This is a genomic window from Paenibacillus sp. Y660 (genome assembly GCF_057221575.1).
Genome location: NZ_JBXBBJ010000003.1, coordinates 1 through 18,842, shown reverse-complemented (window position 1 = coordinate 18,842; position 18,842 = coordinate 1). Strand labels below are relative to the sequence as shown.

The following is an 18,842-nucleotide window of genomic DNA, read 5'->3' as shown; positions in this document are numbered from 1 at the left end:
AAGGGGCGTTTAAACGATGGAAATCGTGTATCAAATGCTGCTTGCCGCCATATCCTCTGGTACACCGCTATTGTTCGCAACGCTAGGCGGCATATTGATCGAACGCTCAGGCATCATCCAGCTTGGCGCGGAAGGTCTTATGCTGATGGGTGCCGTTACGGCATGTCTGACTTTTCTGCAATCCGGAAGCTTGACGGTTACGCTGCTGGCCGTTTGCGGCATTAGCATTCTGCTAGGCGGCATTCACGCTTTTCTCAGTGTGTCGCTGCGGGCGAATCAGATCGTTTGCGGACTTGCGATGACTTTATTCGGGGCGGGACTAAGCGCTTATTTAGGCAAGCCGATTAGCGGGCTCCCCGTTCCAAGAGCGGTACCGAAGCTTGATATGCCTTGGCTTGAGGGCGTTCCGTTCTTTGGCCGCATTTTCGCCCACCTTGATCTATTGACATGGTTCAGCTTCTTGCTTGTTATCGGTCTTCATCTCTTCATCCACCGCACCTCGCTCGGGCTCCATCTGCGGGCAATGGGCGATAATCCGGCTACAGCGGATGTAATGGGGATACGCGTTCAAGCGTTTCGCTACGGCTACATCATAGTCGGTTCCATTCTCATTGGGCTCGCCGGAGCGGATTTGCTGCTCGTCTACTCGCCGACTTGGACGGAGGGCATGACGACGGGACGAGGCTGGATCGCGGTTGCTTTAGTTATTTTTGCCAGATGGAATCCGATTCGTGCGCTCTTCTGCGCTTATTTCTTCGGGGCGCTCGACATGCTGGGCTTCCGCATTCAATTGATTGGCAGTGAAATACCGTCCTATTTCTTAAAAATGATTCCGTACGTCGTTACGATTCTAGTGCTCATGTTCCTCGGCTGGCGCAATCGCAACAAGCCATCCGGCTCGCCGGAATCGCTTGGCGTACCGTATATTCGGGAACAACGATTTTAACAACTTTTTAACAGTAAAAGGAGGGGAGCACGATGGGCATAAACGTTCCGGAGACCATGGCGTCTCCTCTTGTATGGCATCCGCAAACGGCTGCGGATGCGTGGCAGCTCAAACAAACCTATGCAGCAGGCAGCGTTTATATATCCGGCGGCACGCTGCTTCGCACGCACTGGGAATCTGGGATAGCGGCCTTGCCGAAGCATTTAATCAATTTGAGCACGGTTCGCGGTTTGAAGGAGATTAGAGTCGGCGAGACGGGGCTCTTAATTGGCGGTCAAATGAGCTTGCAAGCCTGCCGTACCCATGCTTTTCTGCAGCGGCATTTTCCGATGGTGACCGAGGCGATTCGTACGATAGCGGCGCCTTCCGTTCGGCATTTAGCGACGATTGGGGGCAATGTTGCCTCAAATATAGGTGATTCGATTGCTGCGCTGCTTGCGTATGATGCCGAAGTGATATGGTATGACGGCACTGCTGAGCAGCTGCAGCCTTTAACGGAATGGTTGAATAACGCAAGCGCTCCGAGCCGGGCCAATGAACGTCTGCTGTTAAGCGTGCTGCTTCCTTTCAAAGAGACGGAGGAACGGGAAGCGAGCGATGATGTTGACGGTAATGATTCGATTTCGAAAATGAAGCGTTTCGGCGCTTATCATAAAATCGGACGCCGAGAAGCGTTCACCCCATCAGTCGTTACCGCAGCTATCAAGGGATCGCTTGCGGATGATGGTGTTCTACAGGGGATACGGATTGCGCTTGGCGGCGGTCAGACCGTACCGCAGCGGCTCGAGCAATTAGAGAAGGAAATCGTCGGAGCACCATTGGATGGTCAACTGCTGCAGCATGTCTATGACCGAATTATTCAACTCTATGAGCCGCGAGAGGATCTGTTCGCATCGGCTGCTTATCGGAGAACTACGGCGGCAAATGTTATCGTGACAGAGCTTTGGAAGGCTGCGAGACATTAATGGCAAAAAAGGGAGGATGAAGCTTTTGCTCTTAAACCGCGCAAGCAGCGCTGGGCGATGGCGAATTCGTCCTGACGGGTTAGGCAAGGTAACAGGCAGCTTGGCTTATTTAACGGATATGACAAGGGAAGAAATGCTCTACGGTCTTGTGCTGCGAAGCGAGCATCCACATGCGAGAATCGTATCCATTCATACGGAATCGGCAAAGCAACTGCCTGGCGTTCATGCGGTGCTTACTTATCTGGATGTCCCTGGATTAAATGCTTTCGGAATCGCGCACCCGGATCAGCCCGTACTTTGCGAGGACCGTGTGCGATATGTGGGCGATGCGCTGGCGACTGTAGCGGCTGAAAGTATTGCGATTGCCCAGCATGCGATTGAGTTAATCCAAATCGAATACGAGATTTTACCAGTCGTCGATGATCCCGAGCGGGCGCTGCTGGCAGATTCGCCGCAGCTGCACCCTAAGGGGAATGCGATGCATCATACCACGTTTAGCAGAGGCAATGCGGAGGATGGCTTCAAGCAGTGCACTCATATTATTGAAGAAACGTATTATACGCCTCGTCAAATGCACACGTACATGGAAACGGAAGGCGGCTTGTTCGTACCTGAAGATGACGGTCGATTGACGGTCTACTCGGCGACGCAGCATGGGTTCATGGATCGGATGCAGCTATCCCGCATCTTAGCGAAGCCTCAGCAAGAAATTCGGATCGTCTCAAGCCCGATCGGAGGCTCGTTTGGCGGGAAGGATGAGCTGAACGTGCAGCCATACGGCGCACTGCTCGCTATGAGCACGGGGAAGCCCATTAAGATGCATAACGCTAGACAGGAATCGATTCGCGCAGGCTTAAAGCGGCATCCGATGAAAATTACGATGAAGACAGGTACGGATGCTTCCGGCAAATTGCTGGCGCATCAAGTCAGCATTATTTCGGACACAGGTCCATATTCCACCCTTGGCGCAGAAGTGCTCAACTTCGCCACCGAGCATGTCATTGGCCCATACCGCTATGAGCATCTGGATGTCAAAGGCGTCTCTGTGTTTACGAATAACGGCATGTCCGGTGAATTCCGAGGCTTCGGAGGCAATCAAGCGATCTTCGCGCTGGAAGGTCAAATGGATCGGCTTGCCGAACGGCTCGACATGGAGCCTTGGGCATTTCGCAAACTGAATATGCGTCAGGTCGAGGATCTTGGTCCATTCAATCAACCTATCGCAATGACAGAGGGTGCCGAGCAGGTGTGGGACGCCGTTGCAAAATGTCCGCTGTGGCAGGAGAGAAGCAGCTCGGAATCAGCTGGCATGCCTGAAGAAGAGCCTTGGATAAAGACGGGGATCGGCGCTGCTTTTACGATGCATGGCGCTGGACTTGGCGTCGGTATTCCAGATCCGGCTGGCGGACGATTGGCGCTCGCGGCGGACGGGAGAATCGAAGCGGTCTTCGGCTATGAAGAATTTGGCCAAGGCTTGCTTGCAACGCTTGAGCAAATGCTCATAGAGCAGTATGGTTTCGCCGCAGAAGATATTCGAATGATTATCGGAGATACCGATGTCGTGCCCGAGAGCGGATCAACGACCGCATCGCGAGCAACCGCCATGATGTGGAAATCGCTTCAGCGGCTGAAGAAGCCATTCACGGAGCAAATGCTGAAACGAGCAGGAGCTCTCCTTAATCTTTCGGATGAGAAGCTCCGACTAGGCGCAGGGGGCATATGGGGGGAAGCTGATGATAAGCTGCTGCTCTCCTATGAGGATTTAGCCAAAACAGAGGGTTCCCCCATCAGCTGCGAAACGTCATTCGCGTTTCCTACTTCACCAACGGATCGGGTTGGCGCTCATTTTATGTACACGTACTCGGCTGTTGCCGTTAAGGTCGAGCTCAATTCATTAACCGGGCGAGTCAAGGTGCTTCAGCAATATCATGCGGTGGCGGCTGGACCTGTCATCAATCCGCAGGGCTTCCTCGGTCAGATCGAAGGAGGCAGCAGCATGGCGCTGGGCTTTGCCCTTATGGAAGACGCTATTATGGATAAAGGCCATTATATTACACGAAATTTGGATACGTACCTTGTACCAACCATCGTCGATCAAAACGGCTTGGTGGAGGTCGAGGCCATTGAACAATTGCCGGAAAATGATGACTATGGCCCGCGCGGCATCGGCGAGGTCGGCTCCGTAACGCTGGCTCCTGCTATTGCGGCAGCCATTCGGCAGGCTAGCGGCAAGTGGGTAACGAAATTGCCGGTCGAGCCTAGCTTTTTGCAGGAAGCGCCATTTTTTCTGACGAAGGGGTGAGAGGGAATGATTGATAAGGCTGCGCAGGCTGGAACGAAATTTGAACTGCAATGCTCCATTAATGGAGGAGAGAAAACGATTGAAGCAGCGCCTTCAACCCGCTTGCTGACGATACTCAGAGATGATCTGGCTCTCACCGGAACGAAGCGCTCTTGTGATATCGGACGGTGCGGCGCATGTATGGTGCTAATCGATGGCAAGGCGTTCAATTCATGCTTGACGATGGCTTATCAATGCACAGGCTCCGAAATTACGACGATAGAGGGCGTTGCTCCTGACGGTATCGATCCGATTCAGCAGGCTTTTCTGGAGGAGGGCGGCTTTCAATGCGGCTATTGCACACCTGGGATGATTATATCCGTTAAAGCGCTGCTCGATGAGCAACCAGATCCTTCCGATGATGAAATAGCTGAGGCATTGTCCGGCAATATATGCAGGTGCACAGGGTATGGAGGCATTTGGCGAGCCGTTAAACGAGCGATTGAAGGGAGACGTCAAGCGACATGACAAACACGGATAAGCATTTATTCTATTTATTGCGCAGCATCGAAGTGTCGCGGAAGGCGAGGGAGTCTGGGAATACACCGTTCGGCGCTATTCTTGTGAACCCAGAAGGCGAAATCGTGCTCGAGCAAGGGAATATTGAGATTTCGGAATCCAACTGTACCGGCCATGCGGAAAGAACGCTAATGGAGGCAGCCTCCAAACAATACAGCAGAGATGAGCTATGGCATTTTAAGCTCTATACGACGGCAGAGCCTTGCGCGATGTGTGCTGGCGCTATTTATTGGGGCAACGTTGGCACGGTCGTCTATGGCATTTCGGAGAAGCGTCTAGCGCAGTTAACGGGTGACGATGAACAAAATCCGACGTTGGATTTGCCTTGCCGCATCGTATTTGCGCAGGGCTGCAAGCCCATTCAAGTAATCGGTCCTTTCCCAGAGGTTGAGGAAGCGGCGATTGCGGTCCATGAGGGGTATTGGAAATGAAGATAACGATTGAACAAATAAATGAAAGCAGCCGTGAGCAATTCGTTGAGTTATTGGGCGAGATTTTTGAGCATTCCCCTTGGATCGCCGCTTCGGCTTATGGAGCTCGTCCATTCGCTTCGGTTGAAGCTCTGCATGCAGCCATGATCAATGTGGTGCGGGAGTCCAGGGTAGAGACGATTGTTGACTTATTCCGTGCTCATCCCGATCTCGGAACGCGGCTTGCGGTTGCCGAATATTCCGCGCAGGAGCAGCAGGGAGCTGGATTGGATCAATTAACGACCGAGGAATATGACCGCTTCTACGGCTTGAATCAGACTTATCTGAAAACCTTTGGCTTTCCTTTTATTTTGGCGGTGAGAGGGAAGAAGAAGGAGGATATATGGGAAGCGATGGAAGCTCGAATAGGGAACTCGGCAAGCGATGAAGCAGAGCAGGCGCTGCTTGAAATTGAAAAGATATCCGGTTTTCGTTTAAAAGATCTCATCATAGAGTAGAGAAGGGACGATTGTCATGTTAAAATTACGCAGTGGTCGAACGCTTTATTATGGAAAAGGGGATGTGCTCAGCTATCGAACATACGCAGCCCCGCTCTCGGTTAAATCAATTCCTGAATCGCGCTTCACGGGAGATAGCAACGTAATTTTCGCGCATAACATAACCTTCTCGGTAAGCAGCGAGGTGCTGCTAACCTCCTTCACGGAAGGCGACAATACGCAGGTCGTAGCTACCGACTCTATGAAAAATTTCATTTTGCGCCAAACGGCAAATTATGAGGGAAGCACGACGGAAGGGCTGTTAGCCTTCATCAGCCAAAAGTTTCTTGAGCGTTATCCGCACATTGACGCCATTGAGATTCGCGCTGATCGGCTGCCGTTCAGCTCGGTAACCGTTGCGGAAGGAAGCGATTGGAGCGATAGCCAGCTCGTCTTTCGAAGATCGCATAATGAGCATGCCAGCGCTGCCCTGAAATGGATTCGTGCGACGGACGGCGCAGCGCTTGCAGAGCAGGAAAGCGCATTGTCGCATATTCAGCTTATTAAAGTTAGCGGCAGCTCCTTCTATGGCTTCGTTCACGATGAATATACGACGTTGCCTGAAAGCTATGATCGGCCTTTATTTATTTTCCTTGATATTTTTTGGACATATGAGCATGCAGAGGATGCTTTCGATAGCGAGCGCGGCGGGTATGTTCCTTCCGAGCAAATTCATGATATTGCCCATACGCAGTTTCATTCGGAGAAATCGCCGTCGATCCAATATTTGATTTACCGAATCGGGAAAAGCATTTTAACGAGGTATCCGCAGCTTGCAGAGGTTCGCTTCGAATCCAATAATCGCACATGGGAGACTGTTGTGGAGCCGGATCATGCTGCAGCAGCCGGCGTCTATACGGAGCCGCGTCCTCCTTATGGCTTCCAAGGCTTTACGCTCACGAGGGCTGATCTCGATGAAGGGACGGAGCCATCATGAGCGGACGGATCACGACGCATGTTCTTGATCTTGCGGGCGGGAAGCCGGTTATCGGGATAGCGATCGAGCTCTGGTATTTGGGGGAGGCAGCTGGATTGGCTGCTGGAAATTCGGAAGGACTGCAAGCACCTAAGCTGATCGGTGCGTATAAGACGAATGAGGACGGGCGAGTCGATCACCCCTTGCTTGACGGTGACGATATGGAGCCGGGCATCTATGAGCTTATATTCGCAGCTGGCGATTTTTTTCGGCGAACGGCCCATTTGTCAGCCATTGAGGGGAGCATCTTCGAATGGATACCGATTCGGTTCCAAGTTCGCGATGCGAAGGAACACTATCATGTCCCGCTCCTAGTGGCGCCTGGCGGGTATAGCACTTATCGCGGAAGCTAGCAATCGTGCCGTGCTGCGTGAGAGGTATACAAGCTTTTTGGGATGTGAATGATTAGGTACTATGAAGGGGGAGCCTGCGATGACGTTAACAAATGAACAATCGGCAGCAGGTAAGGCGTTATTATCGCAGCTGCCAAAGATCGATTTGCATGTGCATTTAGACGGAAGCGTAAAGCCTGAAACGTTGAAGGAGCTAGCACAGGAGCAAGGCTTGCCGCTGGAAGCAGGCTCGGATGCCGATCTGCTGAATCAAATGCGAGTGGGAGAGCAATGCGAGAGCTTAAAGGAATATTTAAGTAAATTCAGCTTCGTGCTTCCTTATTTGCAGACGGGTGAAGCTTTAGAGCGTGTTGCGTTCGAGTTGGTTGAACAAGCCGCGAAGGAGAAGGTGAGATATATTGAGGTTAGATTCGCGCCTCAGCTGCATCGACTGCAAGGGCTATCCAACCATGAGGTCATTCATCATGTTGTAGAGGGCTTGAAGCGCGGCGAGCAAGCCTTCGGTACGGTAGCGAGAGCCATCATAATTTGTTTGAGAAGCCATTCCTATGAATGGAATAAGGAAGTTATCGAAGAAGCGGCACGTTTTTATAAAAAAGGGGTCGTCGCCGTCGATCTGGCCGGTGATGAAGCATCGTTCCCGGCTAAGCTGTTCCGACAGCTGTTCGAAGGGGCTCAGCAGCTAGGCTTGCCGGTCACCATTCATGCGGGCGAGGCCGCAGGCGCGGAAAATGTTCGCGAGGCGATAACCTCTCTCGGCGCCGTCCGAATCGGCCATGGCGTACGAATGCTGGAGGACCCCGAGGTTGTGGCGCTTGTGAAGGAACGGCAAATTCCGCTAGAAATGTGTCCGCTCAGCAACATTCAGACGAAGGCAGTTTCAGGATGGGATGCTTATCCGCTGCGCCGTTATTTGGAGCAAGGCATTCTCGTTACGGTCAATACGGACAATATGACGGTCACAGGTACGACGATTCAGAAAGAATATGAGCTGCTGATGGACCATTGCGGCATTACGCTGAATGAGATCGTGACAATCGTGATGAACGGCGTACATGCAGCCTTTTTGGACGGAGCAGAGAAGCAATCGTTGATTGCGAGGTTTAAGAGCGAGTTCGCTGCTGTCGGCATTCAAATCTAATAAACGTTTTGTTTGAAGCAAGTGGAGGCTTTGCGCCTAGATATAGGCGCAAGGCCTTTTCTTGCAATCACGCCGCTGGCGGTAAGCGAACCTTAAGTTTCGCTAATTGGGGTTGGATGATGTTTCCAAATGATACTAGCGTTGTTATACTGGAAGGAGCGATAGGCGATTCTACGCTAAAATGGAGGTTATCAATACGATGACTAAAGTACGCGAGAGGGCTTTGTGACGGAGATGCGCTGGCTGGTCCCTATTATGGCACAGGCGCATTTCCAGAAGGATGGATGAATCAGCTGGCAAGATTGGATGAGATTCACCATCTGTGCAACAGATTCGAAGCAGCATTAACCACATAATATTTGCAGACCAAGGGCGGCGATAAGTTGGATCCACAAGAACAAAGAGCAAAAGAGCTGTTTAACGCTTATTTCGGGAGTTACTTCCAGATGCACCGTGATGGGAAGTATGAAGAATATAAAACGTATGAGGTGACAAAGGAAACCGAATCCGAATGGCTTGAGGAATCGATTGCAAAATATACTGCTGAGCTGTCCATAAGGAACTGGGATGCCGTTACTCTGCTATTATCAATCGCCAAAAACTTCCCCGACAGCCGTATACTGGACAATGTGATTGCTTTTACTTCTAGACATCTCATGTCGTCGGATAGCATCGTCAAGCTGATGTATGCCGAGCATATTGTAGCGATACTTAAGCTGGTTAAAGATAAATGCTCGACCGAGCAGCTGCACAATGCTTATAAAGTGACTGCGCTCCTATTAGAGGACATTATTTCTAAGCCGCTAATCATCGATCCTGGTCATGAGCTGTATGACTTCCAAATCAAAGATAAAAAATCTTTGAATAATCGAGCGGCGAAGAGCATTGAATTGATCAAGGAGATGCTGCATGATACGAAATAGGGAGTGATTGTTAGTATCGCGTATAGAGAAAAGGTATTTTGGAGGTTTTAGTTTTATATGAACAAACAGAAAAGAATACTACTAAGCGTGGTATTGATCATCCTGCTGCTAGTGTTATTTCGATGGAACCATTTTACGACTCAAACCATTGCTCAGGTGAAAATAATCGAAGTAAGTGCGGATGAAATCGTCGTTGAGAACATGAGTGGGATCCGTGAAACCGTACAAATACCAAAAGGCATTTTTAAGTTAATTGAAGTAAATAAACAATATTGGATCACGTATGAGCATCGTAAGTGGGAAAGACCGACACTAGTCTCCATTGAGCCTTAATTGGGATATCGTCAGCGTTAGGCATGCTGATTGTAGAGGTGTGGCGTAAGTTAAGTGGCAATGGAGGGTAGTGGAGTGTGCCTAACATGTGCCTTATGGATGCCTTATTGGTGCCATATTGTGCCAAATTGGTACCTAACGTGTACCATATCTGTGCCTTATGGGTGTCTAATGGGTGAATAATGGGTTCCATATGATTCTTACGGGTGCCTTGGGACTTTCCTGCCCCTTCAACTCTCCATTCGACTCATGCAAGCAGGAAGATTAGCATTAACAGGAAAAACTCCTGCTAATTTCGCCAAATGCTCGCTTTTACATGAATTAGCTGGAATTTCTCCCTTTAATTTATAGGAAATAGGTGAATTCACGGGATACTTACCGGATTAACAGGAGAAATTCCAGTTAAATGAAATTCTGTAACATTTATATTGAAAATAACGGGAGTTTTTCCTGTTAAGTGCTTCATTTCTCCATCGGACAGACCTCATGTATTCAAATTAATAATCGACTAACACAATAAGAGGAGTATTTGATATGCAAAATGTTACTTTAACCGTAGTTTCGCCTGAGAACGAGGATTTACAGATGCTGATTCGCCAGCTCGATGAAGATCTGCTGAAGCGTTACCCCGCTGAAGAGATTTTTGGACTGGATTTTACGGATGAAAAGGTTAAAGAGATTGTATTCATCGTTGCTTATTGCGATGGAATACCTGCTGGCTGCGGTGCGATTCGGCCGCTAGATGATGAAGCGACGGAGCTGAAGAGGTTCTTCGTTGCTGAAGGCTACCGCAATAGAGGTATTGCGCAGCAGATATTGTTCGAGCTTGAGGAGAAGGCGAAGTCCATGCATTTTCGCAGCATCAAGCTCGAAGCAGGGAGAGAGCAGCCGGAGGCGCTCAGCTTTTATAGAAAGCATGGTTATACACCAATCGATAGATTTGGCATTTATGTAGATAGCGAGAGCAGTGTTTGCTATGAGAAGCGGCTGCAAGAGTAATTGAATTCAAAATGCTAAACCAAGAAGTATGGGAGGGATAAATGTTGGATCAAACATACGACCAAGCTGCATTTTCGATAAAGCTGCCTTACTCGGCTGCCCATTATGTTGCCATCTTCACTTTGACTTATATTGGATCAGCTTTCGCGACTGAGGCTTTTGACTTTGGCGAGTGGAAAAATAAGTTTCAAATAGGCGTGATCGTATTTATGGTCATTATTGCAATATTGATGCTGAAAAGCATGCTAAAGCACCGCAAGCTCATTATTGAAGAAAGCCGCTTAATCATTGACGGTGTTTCCTTATCAGCCCAAGATGTGACGAAAGCTTCGATCAATACGTTCTACATAGAGCTTGCAACGTCTAAAAAGAAGTGGTTGGAACGATATATTCGGTTTGATTTTAAAGGGGAAGACAAAAAGCTGAACCGAAATCATTTACTCAACTGGCTAAAACTCCATGACATTAAAGTAGAATAGTGTGAGTTGAAAAGGGGTATTGATGATGAATCTGCAACCTTCAAAAACATTTGGCTTGATGATTATGTCGAGTTCGTTCTTCGTTATAAATGCCATTATCCAGTTTGTGAACATATATGAGAAAGATGGCTCCGAGTCTCTAGGTTTCTTATTCTTTCTTTCAGGGCTAATTCTGCTTACTCTTTTAATTATTTTGATTATAGATGTTGTTACTAAAAATCGGTTTAACATCCAAGCTAAGCTGGTCAGCAAGCATAAAAATATCATCTACTTCCTAAGGGAGGATGGAAAGGTCAAGCGAATTAGAATTGTTGTTCCGGACATTTTGGAGCAATTAGTACCAGATCAGCATGTTGAGATTACATTCTCCTCGCTCGCGCGTATCCCGCTCCATATCATCTCAATTGATCAACCTAATACGGCTTCGACGCTCAAAACCTTTAAACATGCAGCTTGGGCAAACCAACAAATTTTTGATGTTTTTCAGAAAGGTAACGGACCTGAGGAGAAGCAACTGCGCTTGTTTAGCCATGTTCTAGCTGCGGAGCAGGTGTGGCTTGCCCGGATCAACGGAGAGGATGCTTTGGTGTTTTCGATATGGCCTGAGTATTCCCTTGAGGAGTGCGAGCAGGTAATGAAGCAAAATATTGTTGGCTATCAAAATTTATTTGAAAAGCTAAAAGAAGCTGATTTTGCTAAAATAATCACTTATCCAAATAGCAAGGGGATTGTGTTTCATACATCGATATTCGATATTTTAACCCAAGTTTCCCTGCACGGCAGTTATCACCGCGGGCAAATCGCAACATTGCTCAGACAAGCTGGAGAAGAGCCTGTCATGACGGATTACATTGTTTATGCGAGACAATTGGAATAGAGGCGATATCAGTCCAGAATGACATAGAATAAGAAATAGAAGTTGAATATGTTAAAAGTTATCGTTAGTATAGAACAGTGATATGAGATTGGCATCGAGGTGACGATCATGATCATATGGATTAACGGCGCTTTTGGTGCAGGCAAGACGCAAACTGCGCATGAATTGCATAGAAGAGCGGAGGTAAATTGAAAAAAGCGTATGACCGCGTATTAACGCAGGTTAAACATATACGATTCTAATGACGGATGAACCAACTAGGAGGAGCAGCATGTCTAACTTAATGCAAAACAAAGTAATCGTCGTAATGGGAGTAGCAAATGAGCGCAGCATCGCATGGGGAGTGGCGAAGTCACTGCATAACCAAGGAGCTAAGCTTATTTTCACTTATCGCAAGGAAAGATCTTTGGAGAAGCTGAAGAAGCTATTGGAGCAGCATCAAATAGAAGCGCTGCAGGCGGTATCCTGTGATGTGCTGGATGATAGCAGTGTAATTGCAGCCTTTAACGAAATAGAGCAAAAAACAGGTGTCATTCACGGATTAGTCCATTCGGTTGCTTTTGCCGATAAGGATGAGCTGCAGGGCGAATATGTCGATACGACGAGAGAAGGGTATCTGCTTGCACAGAACTCAAGCTCCTATTCCTTGGTGGCGGTTGCGCGCGAAGCGAAGCGGCTGATGACGGAAGGCGGCAGTATCGTGACTCAAACGTATATTGGCGCAGAACGCGTTGTGAAAAACTATAATGTAATGGGCGTTGCGAAGGCTGCGCTGGAAACAAGCGTAATGTATTTGGCTGAGGATTTGGGGAAATACGGTATTCGCGTCAACGCGGTTTCAGCTGGACCGATTCGCACACTCGCTGCCAAAGGCGTATCGGGATTTAACGATATTATGTCCACGCTTGAGGAAAGAGCGCCGCTTCGCCGCAATATCGATCAGGATGAAGTAGGCGATGCGACGATGTTCCTTCTGAGCCAATTGTCTAGAGGCATTACGGGAGAAGTGCTGCATGTCGACGCCGGTTTTCATATTTTGGGCATGTAAGCAGCTGATTGGAATAATATCTAAGCAAAAGGACAGTGGATTACCGTTGTCCTTTTGCTCTATTTATGCAGAAATCGTAGGCGTGCGTGCGAGTGAAAAACAAACCCTCGGATGGAGCGAATTCAACTCGACGTTAACGTATAGTGAAAAAACCTCCTGCATATAGAAGCAAGAGGTGTGATTTCGTGATCTTTGACGTTTTGATTTATCTACGTCTGCCGAACTTTTTCCTGATGATCTTCTTATTGACTTTGATCGCGCTTTGACCGCCTTGCTCATCGTTCTTCTTCCCGGCGATTCCGCTTCTCCCGTTGCCGTTGGCAAACTGGGAAAATTTATTTTTCGTTCTTCCGCGAACGGCCGTCTGACCGCCTTGATTCGAATTCGCCCCCACATTGCGGTTGATCTGTCCTCCGCCCTCCGCTCTTTGTTCAATACGTACGTTTTTTCGGATAAAAATGAAATTAATAGTGAGACCACACTTCCGCTTCTTGAAATTTCTCATCTCCAACACTCCAATCTACCAGTTTATTAGTAATGTATGTGAAGAGAATGAAATGGCTTGTATACTTGTTCGGTTAAGAATAAACCGAAGATAAACGACCCGTGTTTACAAGTTAGTTTCTAAAATTAATCTAGATGATTCTAATGATGAGGTTTGATTTCAAAAAATTATTTTTCGAAAAAGTCTATACAAGTCGTGCAGGTACATAAGAAGAATAGCTGAGGTTTTTAGATTGGAGGGATAAATATGTTTAAAAAGTCGAGCATTGATTATTTGATTGATCGAGAAAGAGATATTGATTCTCCTTTAGTCGTATTAATGTGTGGAATAGCTGGATCGGGAAAAACAACCTTCTCTCAAAATATAGAAAGGGATGGTTTCGTACGTCTTTCTATCGATGAAGAAGTATGGTCTACAAATGGTCGATATGGAATTGACTATCCAATTAAAAAATACAGGGAGTATTTGGATGAAGCGCATATAAGATTACGTAATAAATTAGTAAAGTTAATACAAGATAAAAAACAGGTTGTGGTTGACTCTAGTTTCTGGCGACGGTCAGAAAGAGATGAATTTAAACAGCTTATTGAAAACTCTGGAGGTAAATGGAGACTTATTTATCTGAAAGTAAACCCTGATGAATTGCGAAAGCGTCTTAAGATAAGAAGCCAACGTTTTGATGCAAATGCAGCTTTTACTATAACGGAAGAAATTTTAACAACCTTTCTTAATGGATTTGAAGAACCAAGAAACGAGGGAGAGATTGTTATAACAAATTAGAGGAAAAAGTTCCATTTACGATTAATGGAACTTTTTTATTTATCGCAATTATGACAATGAACAAGAGCTTATTTCCCCGCTTCTAATGCGTCTTTAATTTGTTTGTTCACCGTTTTAACATCTATGCTTCGCACGGCGGTGTCGGTTATCTCATACTTTGCTTTTAGCTTTAAAATACGATAAACGCTCCGATCGAGCATCTCCCTCGTAATTTCGCCATCCCGCGCGCTTTGCTTCAAAGCCTTGAGTACGGATACTTGAATCCCATTATCATGTCCGACAAGAATAATGTCGCTGCCGGCTTGAATCGATCTGACAGCAGCTTCGCCGACATTGAAATGATCAGTAATGCCGCCCATGGTCATATCATCCGTGATAACGACGCCATCGTAGCCCAAATCCTCGCGCAGCAGCTCTTTAATCATCCTCTTGGAAATGGAGGCCGGATACTTCTTGTCGATTTTTGGAATCAATAAGTGAGCTACCATAATGGCATCGGCCTTCTGTTCAATGGCTTTAACGAAGGGAAGCAGCTCAAATGCCTCAAGCTCTTCCAAGGTTTTGTTAATGACAGGCAGATCGAGATGAGAATCAACCGATGTATCGCCATGGCCCGGAAAATGCTTGACGACTGCGGCAACTTGCTTGGACTGTATCGCTTTCATCGTTTCAAGTCCATGTTCTATGACAGTACCTGTGTCAGCGCCAAAGGATCGGTTGCCGATAACCGGATTTTTTGGATTGCTGTTGATGTCGAGGACAGGTGCAAAATCCATATTAAAGCCAAGAGCAGACACTTCTTCTCCAAGCGCTTCGCCTATTAGCTTCGTGTATGCAAGATCGTCTGCTCGTCCGATATTTGCTGCTGGAGGAAGCTTGGCAAACTCAGCAGGCATTCGACTGACTTTGCCGCCTTCCTGATCAATACTAAGCCAAAGAGGAGCGGAATTCGCTTGATTGGCTGCCTTCAATTGATTGAGAAACTTTAACGTTTGTGCTGCGCTCGTTATATTATCTTTATATAAAATAAATCCGCCTATTCGATATTGGTCGAACATTTTTTTGGCATTTTTTCGCATAGAAGTGCCATCTAAACCGACCAGCACCATTTGGCCAATTTTGTCATCCAGCGTCATTCTGGCAATTTGCTCTTTGATGGGATCAATAGTTTCTGTTGGTTCGGGAGTTGGTTCAGCCGTTGGATCAGCCGTTGGCACGGTAGATGGCTGTAGGCTTGGACTACTTATAGGCGCTTGTGATGGAGCTGGATTAATTGCAGCATTCGGCTTGCTGCAGCTGGCACACAGGATTAAAAGTGAGAGAATGGCAACTATTATCTTGATCATTACTTATTCCTCCCTCGTTGCAATATCCCCTTGAACGGGTGTTTGCATACCTTACAATGTTTTTTTATCCTGACGACTGGTTTCTCCCAATAGTTGCAGATGCGATTGTAGGCTTCATTCCAAAGAGGGGGAATAGCAGTATATTGCACATTTCTCAATCATAAACTGTATAGGTTATGAAAGCTATTGTTACCTTATCTGATCTAAGAGGAGGAGACTAATGGACCATTCGCATCGGAGCCCATACAGCTACAGTCATGTTCCGCAGCCTATTAGAAAAAGTGATGGTGCAGGCGGCGTTGACCTGGGACCTCGAGATATAATGCGCGATAAAGAGAATCCGAATATGTTTGTGCCGCCTGTAACGGACGCAGGCTTGCTGCCTAATATGAAGTTCTCCTTCTCAGATGCACATATGCAGTTAAATCAGGGAGGATGGTCGCGCGAGGTTACCGTCCGTGATTTGCCCATTGCAACTACGCTAGCTGGCGTTAACATGAAGTTGACGGCTGGGGGCGTTCGTGAGCTGCATTGGCATCAGCAGGCAGAATGGGCGTATATGCTGCTCGGCAAAGCGCGCATTACCTCCGTCGATTCGATTCAGGGCCTGGAGGGAGGCTGCGAGTTTTTGCTTGTCTTTGATGACGGCAGCTTTTCTGATTTGAATACCTTATCGATTTCGGATTGGTTTGCGCATACGCCAAAGGAAGTGCTTTCTGCCAATTTTGGCGTACCGAGGATGCTTTCAGCGATATTCCGCCCGGTCAGGTTTATATTTTCCAAGATGAGGTTCCCGGCTCATTGGAGAGCCAGCGGGTGCAATCCCCATACGGCACGGTCCCGTTAAGCTTTACGCATCAGTTGCTGGCGCAGCCTCCAATCAAAACGCCAGGCGGCAATGTAAGAATTGTGGACTCCACCAACTTTCCGATTTCCAAAACGGTCGCTGCTGCTTTAGTAGAGATCGAGCCGGTAGGAATGAGGAAGCTCCACTGGCATCCCAATAACGATGAGTGGCAGTATTATCTCGCTGGTCAAGGCCGAATGACCGTATTTGCCGGAAACGGGGTTGCGCGAACGTTTGATTATAGAGCTGGGGATGTGCTGTTCACGAGTTTCGATACCATGAACCAGGTCGCCAAGAAATTCCAACAGCATTGTATCGACTACGGTTATTGCTTGCTTACGCAGTATTCTGGTTGTGACCGGGAGAAGATCATTCACCAACTCAAATCGGATTCACGAACTATCGTATTTGGCTGCTCCAGCTTTTGGACAGGGGTAGATGTCGCCGGTGATGCACTTACAACGCTTGTCATTCCAAAGCTGCCGTTTCCGATGCCTAATGAACCACTTATTCAAGCACAGCTTGAATTGATTGAGAAGGCCAAACGGAGCAGTTTTTTTGACTTCATGTTTCCTAAAATGATGATCAAGTTGAAACAAGGATTCGGCCGTCTCAACCGTTCTATTCATTGTCAAGGAGCTGTCATTATTCTGGACAATCGAATCCGAACGAAGAGATATGGAAAAATGGTGATTAAAAGCCTGCCGAAGTGCAAGTATTCTGGTACCCTGCAAGACATGATCCATATATTGCCTGTTTAGAAAGGAATGGTCGACATGATGGGAAAATCCCACCTGATTATTAGCACTGGCATCACACTTTCCATTCTCGGTATGGCAGACTATAAGATTTCGCTTCCGGTTGCCGCCGTAACTGCTGTCAGCGCGCTTCTGCCGGATATTGACGAGCCTAATTCTCTGCTTGTATCCCGAGCGATCCCAAAGCGCTTCATCCAGTTATTTCAGATCACGCTTCTTGGCCTCGGCGCCGTGATCTTATTCCTGGGTCAAGCATTTGCTCCATGGAATATTCTGCTTGCCGTGCTGGTTGGGCTAGTTTCTTTCATGCCAACCCGATCCCTTCGTAACGTCGTTATGATTCTGATCGCGCTCGGTCATTCCCTTATACCGTGGAGCTATCTTATCGGTTGCTTGTTGATCGTATGCGCGCTGCTGCCACACCGTGGACTGACGCATACGCTTTATGGATTAGTCGGTTGGATTTTGATTTTATTTTTCTCGACTCATCAGTACGATTCTGCAATATGGATAGCAGGTGGTCTATCTTACCTGCTTCACTTGTTAGCAGATTCAGTGACTAATCGAGGCATTCAGCCGTTGCCCCCATTTGAGTGGCGCCTAAAGCTTAATCTCATGAGTACCGGAACATGGAAGGGGAAAATTGTTGAAAACGGCTTTATCGGTCTAACTGCCGTATTGGTGTGGTTCGTATTCTTTCGTGATTTACAGTTATAACTACCTTTTACAGGAGTATCGCCAACAAAACGCGAAAAACGTACGCTAAGGAAATAAGAAGAAAAAGCCGGAATTCCCGTATGCTAAGGAGTTCCGACTTCACGAATCCGATAAAAGTCATTCAGGAGATACTAGCCCAGGCTCAATATGAAACACAGATGTAATTTGAGCTGATGAATGCCAGGTAAGAAAGAATCGGTCAAACTGCATTTACTGCGTTAACGATGATCTGGAAAGTATCTGCTACCACGTGAGCCGGTGCCGAAGTGATCGTCGTAAAGAATTTTATAAGACATTCTAATCAGATAGTTTTTATAGAGTGGCAATTTACTCTCTTTTTGAGGTTTTTCTATTTTAATGAAACTCATACTGTCATATTCAATGTTGCACTAAGAAACTGTAATTTTTAGGTTGTCCTTAGAAATCATATAAGTTACTTTTTTGGATATATCTCCTTCATTTCGAGAGTAAAATTCTTTTGTTGTAACAACCCATTCATCTGGTTTTTCCTCTATTTTCAAAATGGCCGGGTAATAATTATTCCCATTTTTCTCAAACATATCTTCAAATAAAAGTTTCAAAATTGTCTTTTCTGGTTTAGGGACATCGATTTCTGAAAGTGTAGCGGGAGCATTAGAGGGAAACGTACTTTCTACCGCATCTTCTTTGTAACGCACTTCCACTTTACTACCAATTTCCAATTTACTCTTTCCGTCTTTGATAAGAACTAGAGGAGGTTCTTGATCTTTCGTTCCCACTATAACAGTTCTATTATCATCTTTTGTAAATATATACCCTATAAAATCCAGTTCTTTCTTGGCACATCCGTTAGTAAAAACTATAGTAACAATCATCAAAATTAAAAATCCGAATTGTTTATACATTATAACACTCCCACTATAAAGTAATGTTTTCTCCCGTTTTCTCGCTTATTCTCAGTATTACAACATTGACACCTTGTGTGGTAGTGGTGGAGAATGTAGACTCTACATCATTTTCTGTAAGGACGTAGGCGGGAACAG

Annotated in this window: 21 protein-coding genes and 2 pseudogenes; 20 read left to right on the top strand and 3 right to left on the bottom strand. The window is 46.9% G+C overall.

Features of this window, described 5'->3' with window-relative positions; translation table 11 throughout:
• Window positions 1-16: 16 nt before the first annotated feature.
• From AC2TDN_RS05010 to fabI, 16 genes and pseudogenes are all read left to right on the top strand, one after another.
• A complete protein-coding gene (locus AC2TDN_RS05010) occupies window positions 17-946 on the top strand; it encodes an ABC transporter permease (protein WP_484687199.1) in 930 nt (309 codons plus the stop codon).
• A gap of 32 nt (window positions 947-978) precedes the next feature.
• Window positions 979-1,911: an FAD binding domain-containing protein gene (locus AC2TDN_RS05005; protein WP_484687198.1), complete on the top strand. Its 933-nt coding sequence runs from the start codon at window positions 979-981 to the stop codon at window positions 1,909-1,911.
• 25 nt (window positions 1,912-1,936) lie between these two features.
• Window positions 1,937-4,213 carry a xanthine dehydrogenase subunit D gene (gene pucD, locus AC2TDN_RS05000; protein ID WP_484687376.1) on the top strand — a complete coding sequence of 759 codons (2,277 nt, stop codon included), beginning with the start codon at window positions 1,937-1,939 and terminating at the stop codon, window positions 4,211-4,213.
• Window positions 4,214-4,219: 6 nt separating this feature from the next.
• Entirely contained in the window at window positions 4,220-4,720 is a 501-nt protein-coding gene (locus tag AC2TDN_RS04995) for a (2Fe-2S)-binding protein (protein WP_484687197.1), read from the top strand.
• Window positions 4,717-5,202, top strand: coding sequence for a nucleoside deaminase (locus AC2TDN_RS04990; protein WP_484687196.1), 486 nt, complete (start codon window positions 4,717-4,719; stop codon window positions 5,200-5,202). The genes AC2TDN_RS04995 and AC2TDN_RS04990 overlap by 4 nt, the downstream gene beginning before the upstream one ends.
• The gene (gene uraD / locus AC2TDN_RS04985) at window positions 5,199-5,699 is read left to right on the top strand and encodes a 2-oxo-4-hydroxy-4-carboxy-5-ureidoimidazoline decarboxylase (protein ID WP_484687195.1); all 501 of its coding nucleotides are present in this window, start codon (window positions 5,199-5,201) and stop codon (window positions 5,697-5,699) included. Before AC2TDN_RS04990 ends, uraD begins: the two co-directional genes overlap by 4 nt.
• A gap of 16 nt (window positions 5,700-5,715) precedes the next feature.
• Window positions 5,716-6,675: a factor-independent urate hydroxylase gene (gene pucL, locus AC2TDN_RS04980; protein ID WP_484687194.1), complete on the top strand. Its 960-nt coding sequence runs from the start codon at window positions 5,716-5,718 to the stop codon at window positions 6,673-6,675.
• Window positions 6,672-7,067 carry a hydroxyisourate hydrolase gene (gene uraH / locus AC2TDN_RS04975; protein ID WP_482065386.1) on the top strand — a complete coding sequence of 132 codons (396 nt, stop codon included), beginning with the start codon at window positions 6,672-6,674 and terminating at the stop codon, window positions 7,065-7,067. Before pucL ends, uraH begins: the two co-directional genes overlap by 4 nt.
• Window positions 7,068-7,146: 79 nt before the next feature.
• Window positions 7,147-8,208, top strand: a complete 1,062-nt coding sequence (add, locus tag AC2TDN_RS04970) for an adenosine deaminase (RefSeq protein ID WP_482065385.1) — start codon at window positions 7,147-7,149, stop codon at window positions 8,206-8,208.
• Window positions 8,209-8,591: 383 nt separating this feature from the next.
• Window positions 8,592-9,131: a hypothetical protein gene (locus AC2TDN_RS04965; protein ID WP_482065384.1), complete on the top strand. Its 540-nt coding sequence runs from the start codon at window positions 8,592-8,594 to the stop codon at window positions 9,129-9,131.
• A gap of 57 nt (window positions 9,132-9,188) precedes the next feature.
• A complete protein-coding gene (locus AC2TDN_RS04960) occupies window positions 9,189-9,464 on the top strand; it encodes a hypothetical protein (protein WP_482065383.1) in 276 nt (91 codons plus the stop codon).
• 534 nt (window positions 9,465-9,998) lie between these two features.
• Complete coding sequence (locus AC2TDN_RS04955) at window positions 9,999-10,463, top strand: GNAT family N-acetyltransferase (protein ID WP_482065382.1); 465 nt, start codon at window positions 9,999-10,001, stop codon at window positions 10,461-10,463.
• Window positions 10,464-10,504: 41 nt separating this feature from the next.
• A complete protein-coding gene (locus AC2TDN_RS04950; protein WP_482065381.1) occupies window positions 10,505-10,942 on the top strand; it encodes a hypothetical protein in 438 nt (145 codons plus the stop codon).
• A 22-nt stretch (window positions 10,943-10,964) separates the two neighbouring features.
• On the top strand, window positions 10,965-11,819 hold the full coding sequence (locus AC2TDN_RS04945; protein ID WP_484687193.1) for a DinB family protein: 855 nt from the start codon (window positions 10,965-10,967) through the stop codon (window positions 11,817-11,819).
• A 108-nt stretch (window positions 11,820-11,927) separates the two neighbouring features.
• Window positions 11,928-11,996 (top strand): annotated as a pseudogene (locus AC2TDN_RS04940) (tunicamycin resistance protein); the annotation flags it as partial.
• 94 nt (window positions 11,997-12,090) lie between these two features.
• Window positions 12,091-12,867: an enoyl-ACP reductase FabI gene (gene fabI, locus AC2TDN_RS04935; protein ID WP_484687192.1), complete on the top strand. Its 777-nt coding sequence runs from the start codon at window positions 12,091-12,093 to the stop codon at window positions 12,865-12,867.
• A gap of 205 nt (window positions 12,868-13,072) precedes the next feature.
• Here the strand turns inward: fabI and AC2TDN_RS04930 are convergent, their stop codons facing one another.
• On the bottom strand, window positions 13,073-13,372 hold the full coding sequence (locus AC2TDN_RS04930) for a hypothetical protein (protein ID WP_482065378.1): 300 nt from the start codon (window positions 13,370-13,372) through the stop codon (window positions 13,073-13,075).
• A 246-nt stretch (window positions 13,373-13,618) separates the two neighbouring features.
• On the opposite strand from AC2TDN_RS04930, the gene AC2TDN_RS04925 reads away from it, so the two are divergent.
• On the top strand, window positions 13,619-14,152 hold the full coding sequence (locus AC2TDN_RS04925) for a P-loop nucleotide/nucleoside kinase family protein (protein WP_484687191.1): 534 nt from the start codon (window positions 13,619-13,621) through the stop codon (window positions 14,150-14,152).
• Between the two features lie 68 nt (window positions 14,153-14,220).
• Here AC2TDN_RS04925 and nagZ read toward each other — a convergent pair whose 3' ends face one another.
• Entirely contained in the window at window positions 14,221-15,498 is a 1,278-nt protein-coding gene (gene nagZ, locus AC2TDN_RS04920; protein ID WP_484687190.1) for a beta-N-acetylhexosaminidase, read from the bottom strand.
• Window positions 15,499-15,718: 220 nt separating this feature from the next.
• On the opposite strand from nagZ, the pseudogene AC2TDN_RS04915 reads away from it, so the two are divergent.
• The 3 genes and pseudogenes from AC2TDN_RS04915 to AC2TDN_RS04905 all read left to right on the top strand — a co-directional run.
• A pseudogene (locus tag AC2TDN_RS04915) lies at window positions 15,719-16,617 on the top strand (cupin domain-containing protein); the annotation flags it as partial.
• Between the two features lie 6 nt (window positions 16,618-16,623).
• On the top strand, window positions 16,624-17,106 hold the full coding sequence (locus AC2TDN_RS04910; RefSeq protein WP_482065651.1) for a helicase C-terminal domain-containing protein: 483 nt from the start codon (window positions 16,624-16,626) through the stop codon (window positions 17,104-17,106).
• Between the two features lie 15 nt (window positions 17,107-17,121).
• Window positions 17,122-17,820, top strand: a complete 699-nt coding sequence (locus AC2TDN_RS04905; protein ID WP_482065375.1) for a metal-dependent hydrolase — start codon at window positions 17,122-17,124, stop codon at window positions 17,818-17,820.
• 389 nt (window positions 17,821-18,209) lie between these two features.
• On the opposite strand, the gene AC2TDN_RS04900 is transcribed toward AC2TDN_RS04905, so the two are convergent.
• Complete coding sequence (locus AC2TDN_RS04900; protein ID WP_482065374.1) at window positions 18,210-18,704, bottom strand: hypothetical protein; 495 nt, start codon at window positions 18,702-18,704, stop codon at window positions 18,210-18,212.
• Window positions 18,705-18,842 lie beyond the last annotated feature (138 nt).